Origin of the sequence: Inquilinus limosus (genome assembly GCF_051487185.1) — a bacterium.
GTDB classification, from domain to species: domain Bacteria; phylum Pseudomonadota; class Alphaproteobacteria; order DSM-16000; family Inquilinaceae; genus Inquilinus; species Inquilinus limosus_F.
In genome coordinates this window covers 1-20,028 of record NZ_JAHVDK010000016.1, presented here as the reverse complement: position 1 = coordinate 20,028, position 20,028 = coordinate 1, and the positions used below count along the sequence as shown (strand labels likewise).

Annotated in this window: 15 protein-coding genes and 1 pseudogene; 13 read left to right on the top strand and 3 right to left on the bottom strand. The window is 70.1% G+C overall.

Annotated features, from left to right (window positions below; translation table 11 throughout):
• Together KXR53_RS18905 and KXR53_RS18900 are read left to right on the top strand one after the other, a co-directional pair.
• Positions 1-453 carry a tetratricopeptide repeat protein gene (locus KXR53_RS18905; protein ID WP_437376807.1) on the top strand — a complete coding sequence of 151 codons (453 nt, stop codon included), beginning with the start codon at positions 1-3 and terminating at the stop codon, positions 451-453.
• Positions 450-884 carry a DoxX family protein gene (locus tag KXR53_RS18900; protein WP_437376806.1) on the top strand — a complete coding sequence of 145 codons (435 nt, stop codon included), beginning with the start codon at positions 450-452 and terminating at the stop codon, positions 882-884. Before KXR53_RS18905 ends, KXR53_RS18900 begins: the two co-directional genes overlap by 4 nt.
• Here the strand turns inward: KXR53_RS18900 and KXR53_RS18895 are convergent.
• On the bottom strand, positions 863-1,879 hold the full coding sequence (locus tag KXR53_RS18895) for a Gfo/Idh/MocA family protein (RefSeq protein ID WP_437376805.1): 1,017 nt from the start codon (positions 1,877-1,879) through the stop codon (positions 863-865). The genes KXR53_RS18900 and KXR53_RS18895 overlap by 22 nt on opposite strands.
• The gene (locus KXR53_RS18890) at positions 1,876-2,853 is read right to left on the bottom strand and encodes a Gfo/Idh/MocA family protein (protein WP_437376804.1); all 978 of its coding nucleotides are present in this window, start codon (positions 2,851-2,853) and stop codon (positions 1,876-1,878) included. The genes KXR53_RS18895 and KXR53_RS18890 overlap by 4 nt, the downstream gene beginning before the upstream one ends.
• A gap of 93 nt (positions 2,854-2,946) precedes the next feature.
• Between KXR53_RS18890 and KXR53_RS18885 the strand changes: the two genes are divergently transcribed.
• From KXR53_RS18885 to KXR53_RS18850, 8 genes are all read left to right on the top strand, one after another.
• Complete coding sequence (locus tag KXR53_RS18885) at positions 2,947-3,666, top strand: FadR/GntR family transcriptional regulator (protein WP_437376803.1); 720 nt, start codon at positions 2,947-2,949, stop codon at positions 3,664-3,666.
• Between the two features lie 20 nt (positions 3,667-3,686).
• The gene (locus tag KXR53_RS18880; RefSeq protein WP_437376802.1) at positions 3,687-5,276 is read left to right on the top strand and encodes an ABC transporter substrate-binding protein; all 1,590 of its coding nucleotides are present in this window, start codon (positions 3,687-3,689) and stop codon (positions 5,274-5,276) included.
• A 61-nt stretch (positions 5,277-5,337) separates the two neighbouring features.
• The gene (locus KXR53_RS18875; RefSeq protein WP_437376801.1) at positions 5,338-6,297 is read left to right on the top strand and encodes an ABC transporter permease; all 960 of its coding nucleotides are present in this window, start codon (positions 5,338-5,340) and stop codon (positions 6,295-6,297) included.
• Position 6,298: 1 nt separating this feature from the next.
• Complete coding sequence (locus KXR53_RS18870; RefSeq protein ID WP_437376800.1) at positions 6,299-7,183, top strand: ABC transporter permease; 885 nt, start codon at positions 6,299-6,301, stop codon at positions 7,181-7,183.
• Positions 7,184-7,203: 20 nt separating this feature from the next.
• Complete coding sequence (locus KXR53_RS18865; protein ID WP_437376799.1) at positions 7,204-8,130, top strand: dihydrodipicolinate synthase family protein; 927 nt, start codon at positions 7,204-7,206, stop codon at positions 8,128-8,130.
• Between the two features lie 8 nt (positions 8,131-8,138).
• A complete protein-coding gene (locus KXR53_RS18860) occupies positions 8,139-9,155 on the top strand; it encodes an ABC transporter ATP-binding protein (RefSeq protein WP_437376798.1) in 1,017 nt (338 codons plus the stop codon).
• A 2-nt stretch (positions 9,156-9,157) separates the two neighbouring features.
• A complete protein-coding gene (locus KXR53_RS18855) occupies positions 9,158-10,126 on the top strand; it encodes an ABC transporter ATP-binding protein (protein WP_437376797.1) in 969 nt (322 codons plus the stop codon).
• Positions 10,123-11,055 carry a dihydrodipicolinate synthase family protein gene (locus KXR53_RS18850; RefSeq protein ID WP_437376796.1) on the top strand — a complete coding sequence of 311 codons (933 nt, stop codon included), beginning with the start codon at positions 10,123-10,125 and terminating at the stop codon, positions 11,053-11,055. Before KXR53_RS18855 ends, KXR53_RS18850 begins: the two co-directional genes overlap by 4 nt.
• Before the next feature lie 9 nt (positions 11,056-11,064).
• On the opposite strand, the gene KXR53_RS18845 is transcribed toward KXR53_RS18850, so the two are convergent.
• Entirely contained in the window at positions 11,065-12,570 is a 1,506-nt protein-coding gene (locus KXR53_RS18845) for a PLP-dependent aminotransferase family protein (RefSeq protein ID WP_437376795.1), read from the bottom strand.
• A gap of 261 nt (positions 12,571-12,831) precedes the next feature.
• On the opposite strand from KXR53_RS18845, the gene KXR53_RS18840 reads away from it, so the two are divergent.
• The 3 genes and pseudogenes from KXR53_RS18840 (at position 12,832) to KXR53_RS18830 (ending at position 20,028) form a co-directional block, all read left to right on the top strand.
• Positions 12,832-16,860 (top strand): beta strand repeat-containing protein, encoded by a 4,029-nt coding sequence (locus KXR53_RS18840; protein WP_437376794.1) that lies wholly within the window; start codon positions 12,832-12,834, stop codon positions 16,858-16,860.
• Positions 16,861-17,114: 254 nt separating this feature from the next.
• Positions 17,115-19,358, top strand: a pseudogene (locus tag KXR53_RS18835) (beta strand repeat-containing protein); the annotation flags it as partial.
• Positions 19,258-20,028, top strand: a complete 771-nt coding sequence (locus tag KXR53_RS18830) for a M10 family metallopeptidase C-terminal domain-containing protein (RefSeq protein WP_437376937.1) — start codon at positions 19,258-19,260, stop codon at positions 20,026-20,028. The pseudogene KXR53_RS18835 and the gene KXR53_RS18830, both read left to right, overlap by 101 nt.

The window sequence follows — 20,028 nt, the reverse complement described above, 5'->3', positions numbered from 1 at the left end:
ATGAAAGCCCTGCGCCCGCTCGTGTTCGCCACCCTGCTGGCCGCTGCCGTATCGCCGGCGCTGGCGGTCGACAGACACTTTTCGACCGACGCACCGGACCTCGACGGCATCCGCGACAAGATCGAGGCCGCCGACTACCGCGGCGCCATCGCCGATCTCAACGCCCTGATCGACGACGGCGTCCAGCACGCCGATGTCTACAACCTGATGGGGTTCAGCCTGCGCAAGAGCGGCGACACCGGGGCGGCGATGACCTTCTACCGGAAGGCCCTGGAATTCGATCCCGACCACAAGGGCGCGCTCGAATATTCCGGCGAGCTCTACCTGCAGCTCGGCGATGTCGCCAGGGCCCGCGAGAACGAGGCCAGGCTGAAGGCGCTGTGCCCGCAGGGCTGCGAGGAGCTGGCGGATCTGCAGCAGGCGATCGAACAGGCAACGGCGAAGTCGCAGTGACGAGCCGGCGAGGCCTGCGGGATGGCGGCGAGCTCGCCGGCCGCGCGTTGCTGGGGCTGCTGTTCGTGCTGGAGGGCTTCGGCAAGCTCGGCGCCTACGACGCAGCGGCCGCCTATATGAGCGCGTTCGGCATGCCGCCGCAGCTGCTGCCCGCGGCCATCGCCGTGGAGCTCGGCGCCGGGCTGCTGGTGATCGCCGGCTGGCACGCGCGCCTCGCTGCCATCGGCCTGGCGGCGTTCTGCATCGTTGCCGCCATCGTCTTCCACACCCGGTTCGGCGACCGCAACCAACTGATCCATTTCGAGAAGGATCTGGCCCTGGCCGGCGCGTTCCTGATCCTCTGGGCGCGCGGTGCCGGGCGCCTCTCGCTGGATGCGTGGCGCGCCGGCCGGCGTGGCGCCAGATCCGATCAGGCTCCAGCCGCCTCATAGGCGGCCGGCGACGCCAGGGCGACCTCGCTGCGGGATCGCTCGGCCTGCATGGCCGCCTCGATGCAGGCGATGAGATGACGGGCGTAGCCGCCATCCGCCGGGTTCGGCGCATCGCCCTGGATCAGGCCGAGCATCGCCCGCCATTCGCGCTCGACCGCGCGCTGCATCCAGTCCGGCTCGATCGAGTGCGGGACCGGGGTCCAGACACCGCCCCGGCCGATCGCGACGCCCTGGTCGAAATCGAGGCGCAGGGTCCCGGCCTCGCAGATCAGGTCCATGGCGAAGCCGACGCCGCCGTCGCGATAGCCGACGCTCGCCACCTGGCCGATCCGGCCGTCGGCGAAGCGCAGCAGCATCAGCGCGGTGTCGTCGGCCTCCTGGTCATGGAAATGGGTCCCGGCCATGGCCGAGACTGCCGCCACCGGGCCATCCATCAGCCAGACCAGCCGGTCGAGCGCGTGGATCCCGGCGGTCAGCAGCATGCCGCCGCCGGTCTTCGGCGACAGGTGCCAGGGCTGGCGGTTCGCCTCCATCCACAGCTTGATCAGCCAGCTGCTGCCGAGGACCGGGCGGCCGATGCCGCCGCCCGCGACGATCTCCCGGGCGGCGAGGCAGGGCAAGGCGAAATGCATGATGTGGCCGACCATCAGATGGACGCCGGCCTCGGCCACCGCGGCGTTGATCGCGTCGCATTCGGCGACGGTCGGCGCCATCGGCTTTTCCAGCAGGATGTGCTTGCCCGCTTGCGCCGCGGTGATCGCCATCCCGGCGTGGAGATGGTGCGGCGTGGCGATCAGCACCGCGTCGACTGACGGGTCGTGGAGCAGCGCCTGCCAATGGGCATGGGCATTGCCGCCGTGCTCCCGCGCGAAGGCCCGGGCGGCGTCGATGTCCTGGCGGCAGACCGCCGCGACACGCGCGCCCGGCACGGCGGCAATGGCCCGCGCGTGGATCGCACCGAAATAGCCGGCGCCGATGATGCCGATGCCGATCATGCTGCGGCCTCCTCGTAAGCCCGGTCGATCAGGCGCATGGCCTGCAGATAGTCCGCGATCCCGACCCACGGGGCCGCGCCGCGGGCGAGGCGGTCCAGCGTGTCGGCCATGAAGGCCTTGTACCGGTCCGCCGGCAGGATCGGGGTGAGGTCGCGCGCCCGGCCGTCGTCGAGCGTGGCGACGCGGCAGCTGTCGCCGCGGTCGAGGAGATAGGCGTTGCGGGCCGATACCCGCCATTCGAAGTCGCCGCCCGGCGCCATCGAGGCATAGGTGTAGCCGGCCTCGACCGTCGCGATCATGCCGTCCGGCGCCCGCAGGGTGACAACCGCATACTCCTCGACCGCCTCGCCGTAGAGGCGGCGGTCGATGGCGGCCGAGACGACGGCGAGGTCGGCGCCGCCGGCCAGGGCCAGCGCGGCGTCGATGCCGTGGATGCCGAGGTTGCGCAGCGCCCCGCCGCCGCCGATGGCCGGGTCGAGGACCCAAGGCACCCCGTCCAGCCGGTAGCGCTCCGGCGGGCCGTTCACGATGCGGAACTGGGCGTGCGAGACCGGCCCGAGACGGCCGGCGCGTTGCAGATCCTCCATCTCCCGCCAGATCGGACCGCAGCGGTTCGGCAGCGGCACGGCGGCAAAGAGGTCCTTGCGGCGCGCCTGCTCGGCCACCGGCTCGAGGGCAGCCGTCGAGACCGCTGCCGGTTTCTCCAGCACGATCGGCAGGCCGGCGTCCATGCAGGCGAGGGCCAGATCCGGCACCCGGTCGGGGCGGCCCATGACCACGGTCAGGTCGGGCCTTGCCGCGATCAGCGCCTCGACCGTGGCGCAGGAAGGCACCCGGTGATCGGCGGCAAAGCTCCGCGCCGTCGCAAGCTCTTCGTCCCAGGCGGCCACGACTTCCGCGCCGGCCGCACGGGCGGCCTCCAGATGCATGCGCGCATGCCAATGCCCGACCCCTGCCAGCGCCACTCGGGCCATCGCTTCCTCCATCTGATCGACTTGACAGATATCCTACAAGTCGGCAAGCATCTGGCAAGTTCGATGGGACGGTGAGGCGGAAGGTCGGTGTCGATGATGAAGGAGATCAAGCCGCTCGCCCGGCCGCCGCTGCTCCATGTGTCGGTGCAGGAGAGCTTGAAGAGCTATATCGACGACAACAATCTCGGTCCCGGTGCGGCGCTGCCGCCGGAAAACGACCTGGCGCAGCAGCTCGGCGTCAGCCGCAACTCCGTGCGCGAGGCGATCAAGGGGCTGGAATCGCTCGGCATCCTGGAGACGCGGCGCGGCATCGGCGTGTTCGTGAAGGCGTTCTCGTTCGAGCCGCTGCTGGCCAATCTGGCCTATGGCCTGGGCGGCGCGCTGCGCGAGGTCGAGGAGGTGCTGGAGATCCGGCGCGTGCTGGAGGTCGGCCTGATCGGCAAGACCATCCAGCTGATCGGCGAAGATGATCTCGCCGCGCTGAAGGACACGGTCGAGCGCATGCGGCAGAGGGCCGAGCGGAACGAGAGCTTCGCCGAGGAGGACCAGGAGTTCCATTTCCTGCTGTTCCGCTGCCAGAACAACCGGATGCTGACCAGCCTGATCGATGTGTTCTGGAAGGCCTTCTACAAGGCCTCCGACTTCGTGAACCTGGCCAATCTCGACCCGATGGCCACCTGGCGGGATCACTACGACATCTACGCCGCGGTCGCGGCGCGCGACGTGGCGGCCGCCCGCAGCCGGCTCGACCAGCACTATGACGGCATCGCCCGTCTCCTCGCGACCCGCAAGGACGCGAAAGCACAAAGCTGAATCCAAATAGGGAGGAAACGATGAAATTCGGGATGGTGGCATCCGCGCTGGCGCTCGCCGCCGCGATGCTGGCGGGAACGCCGGGCGGCACGGCGCCCGCCCTGGCGCAGGAGCCTTCGACGATCACCGGCGGGTTCGATGTCGGCCCGGGCGGCTTCCAGGGCAACTTCAACCCGCTCGCCGCGACCGGCGGCTTCACCTGGCTCAGCCTCTATTTCGAGCCGCTGGTGATCTACGACGCCAAGCTCGAGACGATCACCGGTGATCTGGCTACAAGCTACGAGGTCAGCGCCGACAAGCTTCAATACACCTTCAAGCTGGCCGACACGAAATGGCATGACGGCCAGCCCTTCACCTCGGCCGATGTGAAATTCACCATCGAGACGGCGAAGAACGGCGCCACCGGCACGGTCTTCGCTGCGCGCCTCGGCGCCATCACCTCGGTCGAGACGCCGGACGCGCACACGGCGGTGCTGAAGCTGTCCACGCCGAATGCGGGGCTGCTGGCCACGCTGACCCAGCTGATGATGCTGCCGCAGCACGCGCTCAAGGACATTCCGGCGAATTCGCTCGCCAAGCACGAATGGTGGTCGAAATCGCCGATCGGCACCGGCCCCTACAAGTTCTCGCGCTACGTGACCGACCAGTATGTCGAGCTGGTCGCCAATGCCGACTATCGCGGCGGCAAGCCGGTCACCGACCGGATCATCAACCGCTACTTCGCCAACACCGCCGCGGCCGTGGCGGCGCTGCGCTCCGGCGAGATCAGCTTCAGCTATGTCGAGGCCGACGACGTCGCGACCTTCCAGGGCAACGACGCCTTCAAGGTGATCGAAGGCAATTCCTTCGTGGTGAACTATCTCGGCTTCAACCAGGAGGTCCCGCTGTGGAAGGATGTGCGCGTGCGCCAGGCGGTGATGCACGCGATCAACCGCGAGGCGATCGTCCAGAGCCTGTACAAGGGCGCCGCCGAGATCGCCAATTGCGGCTATGTCGCCGACCGGCTGCTGCCTTCGGACATCGACACCTACGCCTATGATCCGGAGAAGGCGAAGCAGCTGCTGGCCGAGGCCGGCTGGGACCAGATCAACGGCAGCAAGCCGATCCCGCTGCTGACCTATTACAACACCCCACTGGCGGCGAATGTGCTGGCGGCGGTGCAGGCGATGCTGGCCCAGGTCGGCATCAATGTGGTGCCGCGGGCGGTCGACACGCCGACCTACAACGCCACGATCTACGCCCAGAACCCGGACTGGTCGCAGTTCCCGATGGTCTACGCCGGGCTGCAGAACGGCCCGGACCCGAGCGCCATCAACATCGGCCTGAACGAGAAGCAGATCCCGCCGGCCGGCGCCAACTTCCTGCGCATCCGCATGCCGGAGGTCACATCCGCCTTCGACGCCGCGATGAACGAGACCGACGATGCCAAGCGGACGGAACGCTACCAGGCGGTCTGCAAGGCGATGAACGCCAACCTGCCCTGGGCCACCATGTGGGTGGCCAAGCGCTACGGCGTCGCCTCCAGCAAGCTGAAGGACTTCGTCTGGACCCCGGCCCCGGCAGGCGGCCCCTTCGAGTCTCATCCGGAAAAATGGGCGATCGGCGGTTGAGGTCATCCGAAGGGCAGGGCAGTGCGGCCGGCAAGGCTGCACCGCCCTGCCAGGGAACGCCATGCTGAACTATTGCCTTCGTCGCCTCGCGGTCGGGATCGGCATGCTGGTCGCCCTCAGCCTGCTGATCTTCATCCTGCTGCGGCTCGCGCCCGGCGACCCGATCGACGCCTACATCAACCCGAATGTGGCGATGTCGCAGGAGGAGATGGCGGCAGTGCGCGCCCGTCTCGGCCTCGACCAGCCGCTGCCGGTGCAGTACCTGGCCTGGCTCGGCGGTGCGCTGCGTGGCGATCTCGGCTTCTCGCTCCAGCGCAACGGCGAGACGGTGCTGGGCCTGGTCGCCGAGCGGATCGGCCCGACCCTGCTGCTGATGGTCACCGGCCTCGCGATCGCTATCGTCATCGGGATCGGCGCCGGCATCGTCGGCGCCGTGCGGCGCAACTCGGCGACGGATGTCGGCCTGTCCGTCGCCGCCTTCCTCGGCATCTCCAGCCCGGCCTTCCTAACCGCGCTGGTCGGCCTCTACGTCTTCTCCGTGCTGCTCCGCTGGGCACCGTCCGGCGGCATGCTGACTCCCGGCGCACCGTTCTCCCTCGGCGACCTCCTCAGCCATCTGATCCTGCCGGCGCTGCTGCTCTCGATCGGCCATGCCGCGCTGATCATGCGCTACATGCGCGCCTCGCTCTTGGAGGTGCTGAACCAGGACTATGTCCGCTCGGCCCGCGCCAAGGGGGTCAAGGAGTTCTGGGTGATCATCAAGCACGCGCTACGCAACGCGCTGCTGCCGGTCGTCACCCTGATCGGCTCGACCATCGGCATCGCCGTCGGCGGGGCGATCTTCCTCGAAAGCGTCTTCAACTGGCCGGGCATGGGTCTGCTGCTCGTCAATGCGGTCGAGACCCGCGACTACCCGGTGATCATGGGCGCGACGCTCGTGGTCGGCGCCTGCGTGATCGTCGCCAACCTCCTCACCGACATCGCCTATGCGGCGATCGACCCGCGGATCCAGGTGACCTGACATGGCGGTCGTCGACCTCTCCCGCCGGCGCGGCGGCAACGGCCCGCTGGCCCGCGCCTTCTGGCGCTTCGCGGCCAATGGCGCGGCGCTGGCCGGCATCGCCATCCTGGTGCCGATGCTGGTCCTGATCGTCGCCTATCCGCTGATCCTCGGCCACAAGCCGAACGACATCGACCTGCTCGCGCTCAACAAGGGACCCAGCGCGGCGCATTGGCTTGGCACCGACGGCGTCGGCCGCGACATCCTGGCCCGGGTGCTGCAGGGCGGGCGCATCTCGCTGCTGGTCGCCGTCGTCTCGGTCGCGATCTCGGTGGTGGTCGGCTTCCTGATCGGCGCGGTCTCGGCCATGGCCGGCCGCTTCGCCGATGCCGCGATCATGCGCTTCGTCGACCTTGCCATGACCCTGCCGCCGGTGATCTCGCTGCTGGTCCTGGCCTCGATCACCGGCGCCGGTATCGTGCCGACCATCATCGTCATCTCGCTGCTGTCCTGGCCGGTGCTGGCGCGCATGGTGCGGGCCCGGCTGATGGAGCTGCGCGAGCGCGACTTCGTCGTCGCCGCGCGCGGCATGGGCGCCGGCCTCGGCCATCTCCTGTGGCGGCACGGGCTGCCGAACTCGATCGACATCCTCGTCGTCTACGCCACGCTGCAGATCGCCGCCGCCATTCTGCTCGAAGCCGGCCTGTCCTTCCTCGGCCTCGGCGTGCCGCCGCCGGAGGCGAGCTGGGGCAACATGCTGAACGCCGCGCGCAGCACCGTGGTGCTGGAGCAGTACCCCTGGCAATGGCTGTTCCCGGGCGCGGCCCTCGTGATCACCGTGCTCGCCATCAACTTCGTCGGCGACGGCCTGCGCGACGCCTTCGACCCCCGATCCGAACTCAACTGAGCCGCGAGAAAAAGCCCATCATGGCACCAGCCCCAGCCTTCCACGGCGTCGTCCCGCCCGTCGTCACCCCGCTGACCGCGGATTTCCAGGTCGACTACCCGTCCTTCACCCGCGTACTCGAGCACCTGATCGACGGCGGCGTGCACGGCCTGTTCGTGCTCGGCTCGACCAGCGAGGTGGTGTTCCACGACGAGGCGACGCGGCGGCGGATCCTGGAGCATGCGGTCAAGGTCGCGAATGGCCGCGTGCCCGTCCTGGCCGGGGTGATCGACCCGACCACCGACCGCGTCATCGGCCACGCCAAAGTCGCACAGTCGATCGGCGTCGACGCGGCGGTGGTGACGGCGCCGTTCTATACCCGTACCAGCGCGCCGGAGGTCGCCGACCATTTCCGCTATGTGCGCGACGGCATCGACCTCCCGGTCATCGCCTACGACATCCCGGTCTGCGTCCACGTCAAGCTCGACCGCGCCAGCGTGGTGACGCTGGCCCGCGAGGGCACCATCGCCGGCCTCAAGGATTCGAGCGGCGACGACGGCAATTTCCGCTTCGCCCTGATGGACCTCGCCGACAAGCCGGAAGTCGCGATGATGACGGGGTCGGAGATCGTCTGCGATTCCGCCCTTGCTGCGGGCGCGCACGGCATCGTGCCCGGCCTCGCCAATGTCGACCCGCACGGCTATGTCCGCCTCTACGATCTGTGCCGCAAGGGCGACTGGACGGCGGCGCGCAAGGAGCAGGAGCGGCTGTGCCGCCTGTTCGAGATCGTCTGGGTCAGCCTGCCGCGCACCAGCGCCGGCTCGGCCGGCGTTGGCGGCTTCAAGACCGCGATGCGCCGCCTCGGCATCATCGAGACCAACGTCATGGCCCGGCCGCAGCGGGCGCTGAACGACGCCGAGGCCGCCAAGGTCGAGGCGATCCTGAAGGCGACCGGCCTACTGGCCTGAGAGGAAAGATGGCGGAGGCTCAGCACCCGATCCTCGATGTCAGCGGGCTGCGGACCGTGTTCCGCATCCGCGGGCGCGAGGTGACCGCGGTGGCGGATCTCGACCTCGCCATCGGCGCGGCGGAGACCGTCGCGCTGGTCGGCGAGTCCGGCTCGGGCAAGTCGGTGACGAGCCTCTCCATCATGGGCCTGCTGCCGGCCAAGGCCGGGCGCGTGGCCGAGGGATCGATCCGCTTCCGCGGCAAGGACGGGCAGGAGCGGGATCTCGTGACGCTGGACGGGGAGGCGCGGCGGCGGATCCGGGGCAACGACATCGGCATGGTGTTCCAGGAGCCGATGACGAGCCTCAACCCGGTCTACACGATCGGCGACCAGATTGCGGAGCCGATCCGGATCCATCTCGGCCGCGACCGAAAATCGGCCTGGGCCGCGGCGGTCGATCTGCTCGACAGCGTCGGCATCCCCGACCCGAAGCGCCGGGCCGGGCAGTATCCGCACGAGCTGTCGGGCGGCATGCGCCAGCGCGCCACCATCGCCATGGCGCTGGCCTGCGATCCGACGCTGCTGCTGGCCGACGAGCCGACGACGGCGCTCGACGTCACCATCCAGGCGCAGATCCTCGACCTCTTCAGGACACTGCAAGACCAGCGCGGCATGGGGGTGCTGTTCGTGACCCACAACCTCGGCGTCGTCGCCGAGATCGCCCACCGCGTGGCGGTGATGTATGCCGGCCGGATCGTCGAGACCGGGCCGGTGCGCGAGGTGTTCCGGCATCCGCGCCACCCCTACACGATCGGCCTGCTGGCCTCGGTGCCGAAGCTGGGCGAGGCGACGCGGCTGAAGGCGGCGGGCGCCAAGCTGGCCACCATCCCCGGCACGGTGCCCAGCCTCGCCGCCATGCCGCCCGGCTGCGCCTTCGCCGGGCGCTGCCCGCATGCGGTCGAGGCCTGCCGCGCGGCCGTGCCGGCGCCGGCCGAGGTCGCCCCGGGCCACTTCAGCCGCTGCATCCGTTGGCAGGAGCTCTGACCATGGCCGATCCGCTTCTCGCCGTCCGCGGCCTGGCCAAGCATTTCGGCCCCGGCGCCTTCGGCCGCGGCCCGCTGGTGCGCGCGCTCGACGACATCAATTTCGACGTCAACCGCGGCGAGGTGGTCGGCCTCGTCGGTGAATCCGGCTCGGGCAAGACCACGATCGGCCGTTCGGTGCTGCGGCTGATCGAACCGACCGCCGGGGAGGTCGTCTTCGACGGCCTGGACCTGACCAGGCTGTCGCGCGCCGAGATGCGCCGGCAGCGGCGGCGGATGCAGTACATCTTCCAGGACCCGTTCGCCAGCCTGTCGCCGCGCATGACGATCGGCGAGATCCTGACCGAGGGCCTCGCCATCCAGGGCATCGGTACAAGGCGCGAGCGGCTGGACAGGGCGCGAGCGGCGCTGCAGGCGGTCGAGTTGCCGCCGGATGCGGTCGAGCGCTACGCCCATGAATTCTCCGGCGGACAGCGCCAGCGCATCGGCATCGCCCGGGCCCTGGCGCTGGAGCCGGAGTTCCTGGTCGCCGACGAACCGGTCTCGGCGCTCGACGTCTCGGTGCAGGCGCAGATCATCAACCTGCTGCGCGACCTGCAGCTGCGGCTCGGCCTGACCATGCTGTTCATCTCCCACGACCTCGCCGTCGTGGAGTTCATCTGCGACCGGGTGATCGTGCTTTATCTCGGCCGCATCATGGAGATCGCGCCGAGCGAGCGGCTCTACGCCGCGCCGAAGCACCCTTACACGCGGGCGCTGCTGTCGGCGATCCCAGAGCCGGACCCCGACCGGCCGCGCCAGCGTCAGATCCTGAAGGGCGACATCCCGAGCCCGGCCAACCCGCCCTCGGGCTGCGTGTTCCGCACCCGCTGTCCCCACGCGATCGACGCCTGTGCCCGGGTGGTCCCGCCACTGGAGGAGGTGGAGCCGGGGCATTTCAAGGCGTGCATCAGACAGGACGTCAGCCAATGACCGGGACGAAGGCCGTGCTGCGCGGCAACTGGGCGACGCTGCTGCTGCCGATCGCGGATGACGACAGCATCGATTTCGGCCGCCTGGCCGAGGAGATCGACCTGCTGATCGCGGCGCGGGTCGACGGCATCTATTCGAACGGCACGGCGGGCGAGTTCCACAACCAGACCGAACGGGAATACGCCGCGATCCAGACGCTGCTCGCCGAGAGATGTCGGGCCCGCGGCGTGCCCTTCGTGATCGGCGCCTGCCAGCCGGACCCGAGCCTGGCGCGGGAGCGGGTGCGGCTGGCGCGGGATCTCGGGCCGGCAGCGATCCAGGTGGTGCTGCCGGACTGGTGGCCGGTGACCGAGCCGGAGGCGGTCGACTTCCTGGCGCTGATGGCGGAGGCCGCCGGCCCGGTGCCGCTGATCCTCTACAACCCGCCGCATGCCAAGCGCGTCCTGGCGCCGGAGGAGCTCGGCCGGCTGGTCCGGGCGGTGCCGGCGGTGGCCGGCATCAAGCTGGCGGATGGCGATGACGCCTGGTACGCGGTGGCGAAGCAGCATCTGTCCGGCACCGCGCTGTTCGTCCCGGGCCATCACCTCGCCACCGGCATGGAGCACGGCGTCGCCGCCGGCGCCTTCTCCAACGTCGCCTGCCTCAGCCCGGCGGGGGCGCAGGCCTGGACTGACCGGATGGCGGTCGCCATCGAAGCCGCCCTCGACCTGGAGCGCCGGATCTGCCGCTTCATGGACCAACACATCGTGCCGTTCCGGAGCCTGCACGGCTATTCGAACGCGGCGCTCGACAAGCTGCTGGCGGCGATCGGCGGCTGGGGCCCGGTCGGCACGCGACTGCGCCGCCCCTACCGCTGGATCGACGAAGCCGAGGCTATGCGCCTCCGTCCGATCGCGCGGACGATGCTGCCGGAGCTGTTCCCGGCCTAGCGGAACCGGTCACCCCGCCTGCCGGCCGCCGTGCCGCTGGGCGCGGACCAGCCGCGCCATCAGCTGGATGCCGGGCTCGATGCGGTCGACCGGGATGGCGGAATAGCCGAGGCGGACCACGTTTTCCGGCGGCACCGGGTGGTCGAAGAACACGGCGCCGGGGTCGAACAGCAGGCCCTGCGGCGCGGCCGCGGCGGCGACGGCGTTCATCGACACGTCAGCCGGCCCCTCGGCCCAGAGGGCGGAGCCGCCGGCCGGCAGCCGGAACTCGAATTCGGGCAGATGGGTGCGCAGTCCTTCCCCGATCGCGGCGACACGCTCGCGATAGGCGGCGATCAGCCGCTTGATCGCGGCGTCGTGGTGGCCGAGCTGCAGGAACAGCGCCACCGCGCGCTGGTTGTTGGCCGGCGGGTGCCGCGCGATCAGCCGCCGCATCGCCCGGGCCTCGGCGATGAACTCCGGCGCCGCCACCATGAAGCCCAGCCGCAGCCCCGGGGCCAAGGTCTTCGACACGCTGCCGACATAGATCACCCGGTCGTCGCGGTCGAGCGCCTTGAGCGCCGGGTTGGCCTCGCCGACGAAGGTCAGCTCGCTGTCGTAGTCGTCCTCCACGATCACTAGGTCGTGCACCGCCGCCGCCTGCAGCAGCTCCTGCCGGCGCGCCAGCGGCATGGTCACGGTGGTCGGGTTCTGGTGACTCGGCTGCACGAACAGCATGTCGCATCCGGCCAGGCTGCCGCTCGGCTTCAGCCCGTGACGGTCCATCGGCAGCCCGACGATCCGCGCGCCGAACTGCCGGCACAGGTTGCGGATATCGGGATAGCCGGGCTGCTCGATCCCGGCCGTCCTCTCCGGCCCCAGCAGCAGGGCGGCGGCCAGGTACAGCGCCTGCTGCGCCCCGAACGTGACCAGGATCTGCTCCGGCGACACCCAGATGCCGCGGCGCGGCAGCACCCGCTTCTGCAGCTGCTCGATCAGCAGCGGGTCGTCGGCGTCGACATGGTCGCCGGCCCAGTCGCGGATGGCGACGGAGCGCAGCGTCAGCTGCACCACCTCGCGCCATTCCGCGATCGGGAACAGGGTCGGGTCCGGCTGGCCGTAGACGAAGGGGAAGCGGTAATTGTACCAGTCGAGCGGCTTGGTCACGTGCCGGGTGCGGGACGGGCGGCTCACCAGCCGCCCGGTCCAGTCCGGCCGCCGCACCGGCGGGTCGGGCCGCGTCCCCGCCGCCCGCGCCGCATTCTCCAGCGCCGCCGGATGGACCATGTGCCGCGACCGGCTGTGCGCCGTGATGAAGCCTTCCTGGGTCAGCTGGTCATAGGCCAGGATCACGGTGTTGCGGCTGATGTCCAGGATCTCGGATAGCCGGCGCGACGACGGCAGCTCGGTGCCCGGCGGCAGCCGCCGGTCCAGCACCGCCTGGGCGATGGCGCCCCGCAGCTGGGCCTGCAGGGTCAGGTCCGGCCGGCGCGACAGCGTCAGCAACTGCCGCCACAGGATATCGTCGGCCGCCACGCGCCCCCCACAGCAACGCCCACGGCTTGAATAAGATCTTATTTCGCCGACCGGCGCAATCTGGACTCATCGATTCCGGTCATCTGGACTCATCGGAGCCGCATCTGGACCCATGGAGTTGTCCGATCTGGACCTAACCAGGTATGCGCAACGTCTGATAAATCCCGTCCACTGCGATCTGCCCCGGTCCCGAGGGGCGCATTCGACGCTCGGCCGCTCCCGCAAGAAGTGCGGCGCCGACCCGACAGTGGAGGACATTCCGTGACCCAGACCCTCAACGGCACCGCCGGCAATGACACTCTCACCGGGACCGATCCGGGCAATCCGGCCAACCCGGACGGCATCGACATCATCAATGGCGGCGCGGGCGATGACGCGTTGAACGGCCTGGCCGGCAACGACACCATCCAGGGCGGCCTGGGCGCCGACACCATGAATGGCGGCGACGGCATCGACACGCTCAGCTTCGCCAATGCCACCGCGGGCGTCGGGCTGGCCTTGAACGCCTTCGGCGCCGCGGGCGAAGCCGTGGGCGACATCATGAGCGGCTTCGAGAATGTGACCGGCACCGCCTTCGGCGACCAGATCGCCGGCGACGGCGGAAACAACGTGATCGATACCGCCGGCGGCAACGACTACATCCAGCTCAGCGGCGGCGCCGACACGATGATCGCCGGCGACGGCTACGACATCCTCGACGGCCGCGTCTACGGCGCGGCCATCGACGTCAACCTGAGCACAGGGATCGGGCAGGGCGGGACCGCGGGCTGCACCTTCTCCGGCTTCGAGCTGGTCCTGGGCACGGGCTTCAACGACATCCAGACCGCCAACCTGAACATCGGCACCACGCTGGCCGGGTTCGGCGGCGCCGACACGCTCAACGGCGCCAATGGCGATGACGCCCTGTACGGCGACAACTTCGCCGGCGCCGTCGTCACCGGTGGCGCCGACACGCTGAACGGCGGGGCCGGCAGCGACGTTCTCGAAGGCGGCCAGTTCGGCGACGTGCTGAACGGCGGCGCCGGGGTCGACAGCATCAACTACTACGGTTCCGGCGCTGCGGTGGCCATCAACCTGGCCACCGGGGCCGCATCCGGCGGCGAGGCCCAGGGCGACACGCTGATCGACATCGAGAACGTCAACGGCTCGGGCTTCGCCGACGTTCTGACCGGCAGTGCCGTGGCCAACAGCCTCTTCGGCTATGAGGGCAACGACCTGCTCGACGGCGGCGCCGGAGCCGACGCGCTGGACGGCGGCAACGGTACCGACCAGGTGACCTATGCCCAGGCGACCGGCGGGGTCGCCGTCAACCTAGCCCTCGGCAGCGGCCTGGGCAACATCGCCCAGGGCGACACGCTGGCCAACATCGAGAACGTCACCGGCTCGGCCTTCAACGACATCCTGTTCGGCAACGGCGTGGTCAACGTGCTGGACGGCGGCAACGGCAACGATCTGCTCGATGGCGGCGCCGGGGCAGACACACTGAACGGCGGCGCCGGCACCGACACGGCGAGCTATGCCCAGTCGAACGCCGGGGTCACCGCCGACCTCACCTTCGGCGGGAATTCGGGTGGCGACGCCCAGGGCGATACGCTGACCGGCATCGAGAACCTGATCGGCTCGGCCTTCGCCGACACCCTGCGCGGCGATGCCGGGGCCAATGCGATCGACGGCGGCGGCGGCGACGACCAGATCGCCAGCTATGGCGGTGCCGACGCCATCAACGGCGGCGCCGGCATTGATACGGTCTATTACGACACCGCGGCGGTGACCGTTGACCTGGCCACCGGCCAGGGCTTCGGCGGCGACGCCCAAGGCGACACCTTCCAGAATGTCGAGAACGTCGTCGGCTCGGCCTTCAACGATACCCTGATCGGCGACGCCGGCGCCAACTCGCTCAGCGGCGGCGACGGCAACGACACGATCCGCTCCGGCGCGGGGAACGACGTCGTCAGCGGCGGCAACGGCAACGACGCGATCAACGCCTATGGCGGCGCCGACGTCATCAATGGAGGCGCGGGCATCGACACGGTCTATTACGACGGTTCGACCATCGGGGTGCTCGTCAACCTAGCCACCGGCACCGGCACGGGCGGCGACGCCCAGGGCGACACGCTGTCGGGCATCGAGAACCTCATCGGCTCGGCCTTCAACGACACTCTGATCGGCGACGGCGGCGCCAATTCGCTCGCCGGCGGCGGTGGCGACGACACGCTCCGCGGCGGCGCCGGGGCCGATGCCCTCAACGGCGGCGCCGGCATCGACACGGCCAGCTACGCCGGGTCCGCCGCCGCCGTTTCGATCGACCTGCGAAACGGCGGCGCCTCGGGTGGCGACGCCCAGGGCGACACGCTGACCGGGATCGAGAACGTCATCGGCTCCGACCTCGCCGACAACCTGATCGGCAATGCCGGCAACAACCGGATCGAGGGCAGCGCCGGCGACGATGCCATGGCCGGAGAAGCCGGTGCGGACGCCCTGATCGGCGGTGCCGGCATCGACACGGCCTGGTACAACAACTCGACCGCCGCCGTGTCGATCGACCTCCGAAACGGCACCGGCGCGGGCGGCGACGCCCAGGGCGACACCTTGGACGGGATCGAGAACGTCGTCGGCTCCGGCCTTGCCGACAACCTGATCGGCAATGCCGGCGCCAACAGGATCGACGGCGGCGCCGGCAATGATGCCATGGCCGGGGAAGCCGGCGCGGACGCCCTGATCGGCGGCGCCGGCATCGACACGGCGTGGTACAACAACTCGACCGTCGGGGTGACCGCCAACTTGGCCAGCGGCACCGGCGCGGGCGGCGATGCCCAGGGCGACACGCTGGCGGGCGTCGAGAACCTCGTCGGCTCGGCCTTCAACGACACCCTGATCGGCGACGGCGGCGCCAACTCGCTCACCGGCGGCGACGGCGACGACACGATCCGCTCCGGCGCGGGGAGCGACGTCGTCGGCGGCGGCAACGGCAACGACCAGATCAACGCCTATGGCGGCGCCGACGCCATCAATGGCGGCACGGGCATCGACACGGTCTATTACGACGCCTCGGCCGTCGGCGTGACGATCGACCTGGCCGCCAACACCGCCTCGGGCGGCGACGCCGAGGGCGACACGCTGTCCGGCATCGAGAACCTCGTCGGGTCGGCCTTCGCCGACCGGCTGTTCGGCAATGACGGCGCCAATGCGCTGAGCGGCGGGGCGGGCGATGATTTCCTGCACGGTGGGGCCAGGGCCGACACGCTCAACGGCGGTGCCGGGTCGGACTTCGCGAGCTACCGGGGTTCGGTCGCGGCGGTGGCCGTCAACCTGCTGGCCGGCATCGCCTCCGGCGGCGACGCTCAAGGCGACACCCTGACGGGTATCGAGAACCTGTATGGGTCGAGCCTCGACGACCAGCTCACCGGCAGCGACGTCCGCAACATCATCGGCGGCGGGAATGGCAACGACAGCATCGCCGGCAATGGTGGCGATGATTCCCTGTCGGGCGAGGGCGGCAACGACAGCCTCGACGGCGGCGTCGGCGCCGACCGGCTGATCGGCGGCGCCGGGGTCGATACCGTCCATGGCGGCAACGGCAACGACAGCGTCGATGCCGGCGGCGAGAACGACCAGGTCTTCGGCGAGGCCGGCCATGACAATGTCTATGGCGGCGCCGGCGACGACCAGATCGACGGCGGAGACGGCAACGACATCCTCGAGGGGAATGGCGGGGCCGACGCGCTGACCGGCGGCGCCGGCATCGACACGGCCAGCTATGCCGGCTCCGCCGCCGGGGTGGCGGTCAATCTGGCGACCGGAGCGCTGTCGGGCGGTGACGCCCTGGGCGACACGCTGACCGGCATCGAGCAGGTGATGGGCTCGGCCCAAGCCGACACGCTGACCGGCGACGCCAACGCCAACACCCTGTGGGGCATGGCCGGCGACGACGTGCTCAGCGGCGGCGGCGGCGGCGACGCGCTGAAGGGCGGCGCCGGCAACGAACGCTTCGTCTACACCGCCCTGTCCGACAGCGCGGTCTCGGGCCTCGGCAAGGACGGGATCACCGACTTCTCGACCGGCGACCGGATCGACCTGTCCGCGATCGATGCCGACGGCAACGCGGCCAATGGCGACACCGCCTTCAGCTTCGGCACCGGCGACTTCACCCGTCAGGCCGGCGAGCTGCGGGTGGTGACGGTGGGGGCGATCCAGGTGGTCTATGCCGACGCCAACGGCGACAAGGCCCCCGACTTCGCCATCAACGTCATCTCCGACCATGCCCTGACGGCGAGCGACTTCCTGCTCTGACGGATCGTGCGGCCCGGCCGCCCGGAGCGGCCGGGCGGCCCTTTCGGGCGGAACTTCGCCATTTGTGGTTACCGGCCCGGCCTCCCTGTCGGGATGCGCCGGCAAGTTGAATCCTTGCTGGCGAGATTTTCGCCTGACGGGATATGCAGGACTTCTGCTAGATCTTTCATATTTTCAGGCTCTAGCCGACCGGGGCGCATTTTAGCCCCGCCGTTCCCCTGGGACCGGCAGCGCCCGACTCAGGAGGAAGATCCGTGACCCAGACCCTGAACGGCACCGCCGGCGCCGACACCCTGACCGGGACCAATCCGGGCGATGCGGCCAACCCGGACGGCATCGACATCATCAATGGCGGCGGCGGCAACGACACGCTCAGCGGCCTCGGCGGCAACGACATCATCTCGGGAGGCGCGGGCCAAGATGTCCTGAGCGGCGGCGCCGGCATCGACACGCTCTCCTTCGTCAACGCCGCCGCGGGCGTCGGGCTGGCCCTGAACGCCGTCGGCGCCTTCGGCGAGGCGCAGGGCGACAGCATGAGCGGCTTCGAGAACCTGATCGGCAGCAATTTCAACGACCAGCTCGCCGGCGACGGCGGTGTCAACGTCGTCCGCGGCGGCGCCGGCAACGACTACATCCAGATCAGCGGCGGCGCCGACACGTTGGACGGCGGCGCCGGCAGCGCCGATATCTTCGACGGCCGCGTCTGGGGCTCGGGCCTCACCGTCAACCTGCTCGCCGGGACCGTGACCGGGGGCGTGACCATCATGGGCATCGAGTGGGTCCTGGGCACCGGCTTCAACGACACCCAGACCGCCAATCAGTCCGTCGACACCATCCTGGCCGGGGGCGGCGGCAACGACACGCTCAACGGCCTCGACGGCAACGACCAGCTCTACGGCGACAATTTCAGCGGCATCGGCGGCAGTGGCACCGACACGCTGAGCGGCGGCAACGGCAACGACTATCTTGAGGGCGGGGTGCTCGGCGACGTGCTGAACGGCGGCGCCGGCACCGACACCGCCGGTTATGCCCAGTCCAGCGCCGCGGTGACCGTCAACCTGGGCACCGGGGCCGCATCCGGCGGCGAGGCCCAGGGCGACACCTTCAACAGCATCGAGAACGTCACCGGCTCCAACTTTGATGACGTGCTGACTGGCAGCGGCGGCGCCAACACCCTCACGGGCGGCGGCGGCAACGACCTGCTCGACGGCGGCGCCGGGGCCGACGTGCTGAACGGCAGTGCTGGCATCGACACGGCGACCTATGCCGCGTCCACCGCGGCGGTGAGCATCAACCTGCTGACCGACGTCAACACCGGCGGCTTCGCCCAGGGCGATGCGCTGAACACGATCGAGAACCTCACCGGCTCGGCCTTCAACGACACCCTGGTCGGTAGCGCCGCGGCCAATGTGCTGACCGGCGGCAACGGCGACGACGCGCTCCAGGGCGGCGCCGGGGCCGACGCGCTAATCGGCGGTGCGGGCACCGACACGGTGACCTATGTCACCTCCGCCGCCGGCGTCACGGTCAGCCTCTCGACTTTCAACGCGACGGGCGGCGATGCCCAGGGCGACACCTTCAGCAGCATCGAGAACCTCACCGGCTCGGCCTTCGCCGACCTGCTCAACGGCGATGCCGGGGTGAATGTCCTGATCGGTGGCGCCGGTGACGACGTGCTCTCGGGCCGCGGCGGCGCGGACGCTCTGCGGGGCGGGACCGGCACCGACACGGCCGACTATACCGCCTCCACAGCGGCCGTCACGGTCAGCCTCGCGACCAACACCGCGACCGGCGGCGATGCCGAGGGCGACACCTTCAACGCCGTCGAGGGCGTCAGCGGCTCGAACCTCGCCGACGTCCTGACCGGCAATGCCGGATTCAACGCCCTCACCGGCGCCGGCGGCAACGACCTGCTCGACGGCGGCGCCGGCGCCGATGCGTTGAACGGCGGCGCGGGCGCCGATACGGCGACCTATGCCACCTCGACCGCCGGCGTCACGGTCAACCTCGTGACGGGCAGCGGCTCGGGCGGCGAGGCCCAGGGCGACACGCTCACCGGCATCGAGAATCTCATCGGCTCCGGCTTCGGCGACCGGTTGTACGGCTCCGCCGCGGCCAACGTCCTTGATGGCGGAGCCGGCGACGACACGCTCCGCGGCGGGGCCGGGGCCGATGTGCTCGACGGCGGCAACGGCCTCGACTTCGCCAATTACCAGGGCTCCGGCGCGGCGGTTGTGGTCAACCTGATGGCCGGCACCGCTTCGGGCGGTGATGCCGCGGGCGACACGCTGACCGGCATTGAGAACCTGTACGGGTCGAGCCATGACGACCAGCTGACCGGCAACAACACCCGCAACATCATCGGCGGCGAGCTCGGCAACGACACGCTCGCGGGCAATGGCGGCGACGACGTGCTCTCGGGCGAGGGCGGCAACGACAGCCTCGATGGCGGTGACGGCGCCGATCGCCTCGTCGGCGGTGCCGGGGTCGACACCGTCCATGGCGGCACCGGCAACGACAGCGTCGATGCCGGCAGCGAGAACGACCATCGACGGCGGCGAGGGCAACGACATCCTCGAAGGGAATGGCGGGGCCGACACGCTGGCCGGCGGGGCCGGCATCGACACGGCGAGCTACGCCGGCTCCGCCGCCGGGGTGTCGGTCAACCTGGCGACCGGCGCGACCTCGGGCGGCGACGCCCAGGGCGACACGCTGACCGGTATCGAGCAGGTGATGGGCTCGGCCCAGGCCGACACGCTGACCGGCGACGCCAACGCCAACACCCTGTGGGGCATGGCCGGCGACGACGTGCTCACCGGCGGCGGCAACGGCGACGCGCTGAAGGGCGGCGCCGGCAACGACCGCTTTGTCTACACCGCCCTGTCCGACAGCGCGGTCTCGGGCCTCGGCAAGGACGCGATCCGGGATTTCTCGGTCGGCGACAGGATCGACCTGTCGGCGATCGATGCGGACGGCAACTCGGCCAATGGCGACACTGGCTTCACCTTTGGCACCGGGGACTTCACCCGCCAGGCCGGCGAGCTGCGGGTGGTTACGGCGGGGGCGATCCAGGTGGTCTATGCCGACGCCAACGGCGACAAGATCCCGGACTTCGCCATCAACGTCATCTCCGACCACGCGCTCACCGCGGCAGACTTCGTGCTGTAG

What these genes read in the sequence shown, in the direction of transcription:
- KXR53_RS18860 (WP_437376798.1), top strand. Translation starts at nt 8,139, where the DNA reads ATGGCGGAGGCTCAGCACCCGATCCTCGATGTCAGCGGGCTGCGGACC.
- KXR53_RS18905 (WP_437376807.1), top strand. Translation starts at nt 1, where the DNA reads ATGAAAGCCCTGCGCCCGCTCGTGTTCGCCACCCTGCTGGCCGCTGCC.
- KXR53_RS18875 (WP_437376801.1), top strand. Translation starts at nt 5,338, where the DNA reads ATGCTGAACTATTGCCTTCGTCGCCTCGCGGTCGGGATCGGCATGCTG.
- KXR53_RS18850 (WP_437376796.1), top strand. Translation starts at nt 10,123, where the DNA reads ATGACCGGGACGAAGGCCGTGCTGCGCGGCAACTGGGCGACGCTGCTG.
- KXR53_RS18890 (WP_437376804.1), bottom strand. Translation starts at nt 2,853, where the DNA reads ATGGCCCGAGTGGCGCTGGCAGGGGTCGGGCATTGGCATGCGCGCATG.
- KXR53_RS18870 (WP_437376800.1), top strand. Translation starts at nt 6,299, where the DNA reads ATGGCGGTCGTCGACCTCTCCCGCCGGCGCGGCGGCAACGGCCCGCTG.
- KXR53_RS18885 (WP_437376803.1), top strand. Translation starts at nt 2,947, where the DNA reads ATGATGAAGGAGATCAAGCCGCTCGCCCGGCCGCCGCTGCTCCATGTG.
- KXR53_RS18865 (WP_437376799.1), top strand. Translation starts at nt 7,204, where the DNA reads ATGGCACCAGCCCCAGCCTTCCACGGCGTCGTCCCGCCCGTCGTCACC.
- KXR53_RS18895 (WP_437376805.1), bottom strand. Translation starts at nt 1,879, where the DNA reads ATGATCGGCATCGGCATCATCGGCGCCGGCTATTTCGGTGCGATCCAC.
- KXR53_RS18830 (WP_437376937.1), top strand. Translation starts at nt 19,258, where the DNA reads ATGGCGGCGACGACGTGCTCTCGGGCGAGGGCGGCAACGACAGCCTCG.
- KXR53_RS18880 (WP_437376802.1), top strand. Translation starts at nt 3,687, where the DNA reads ATGAAATTCGGGATGGTGGCATCCGCGCTGGCGCTCGCCGCCGCGATG.
- KXR53_RS18855 (WP_437376797.1), top strand. Translation starts at nt 9,158, where the DNA reads ATGGCCGATCCGCTTCTCGCCGTCCGCGGCCTGGCCAAGCATTTCGGC.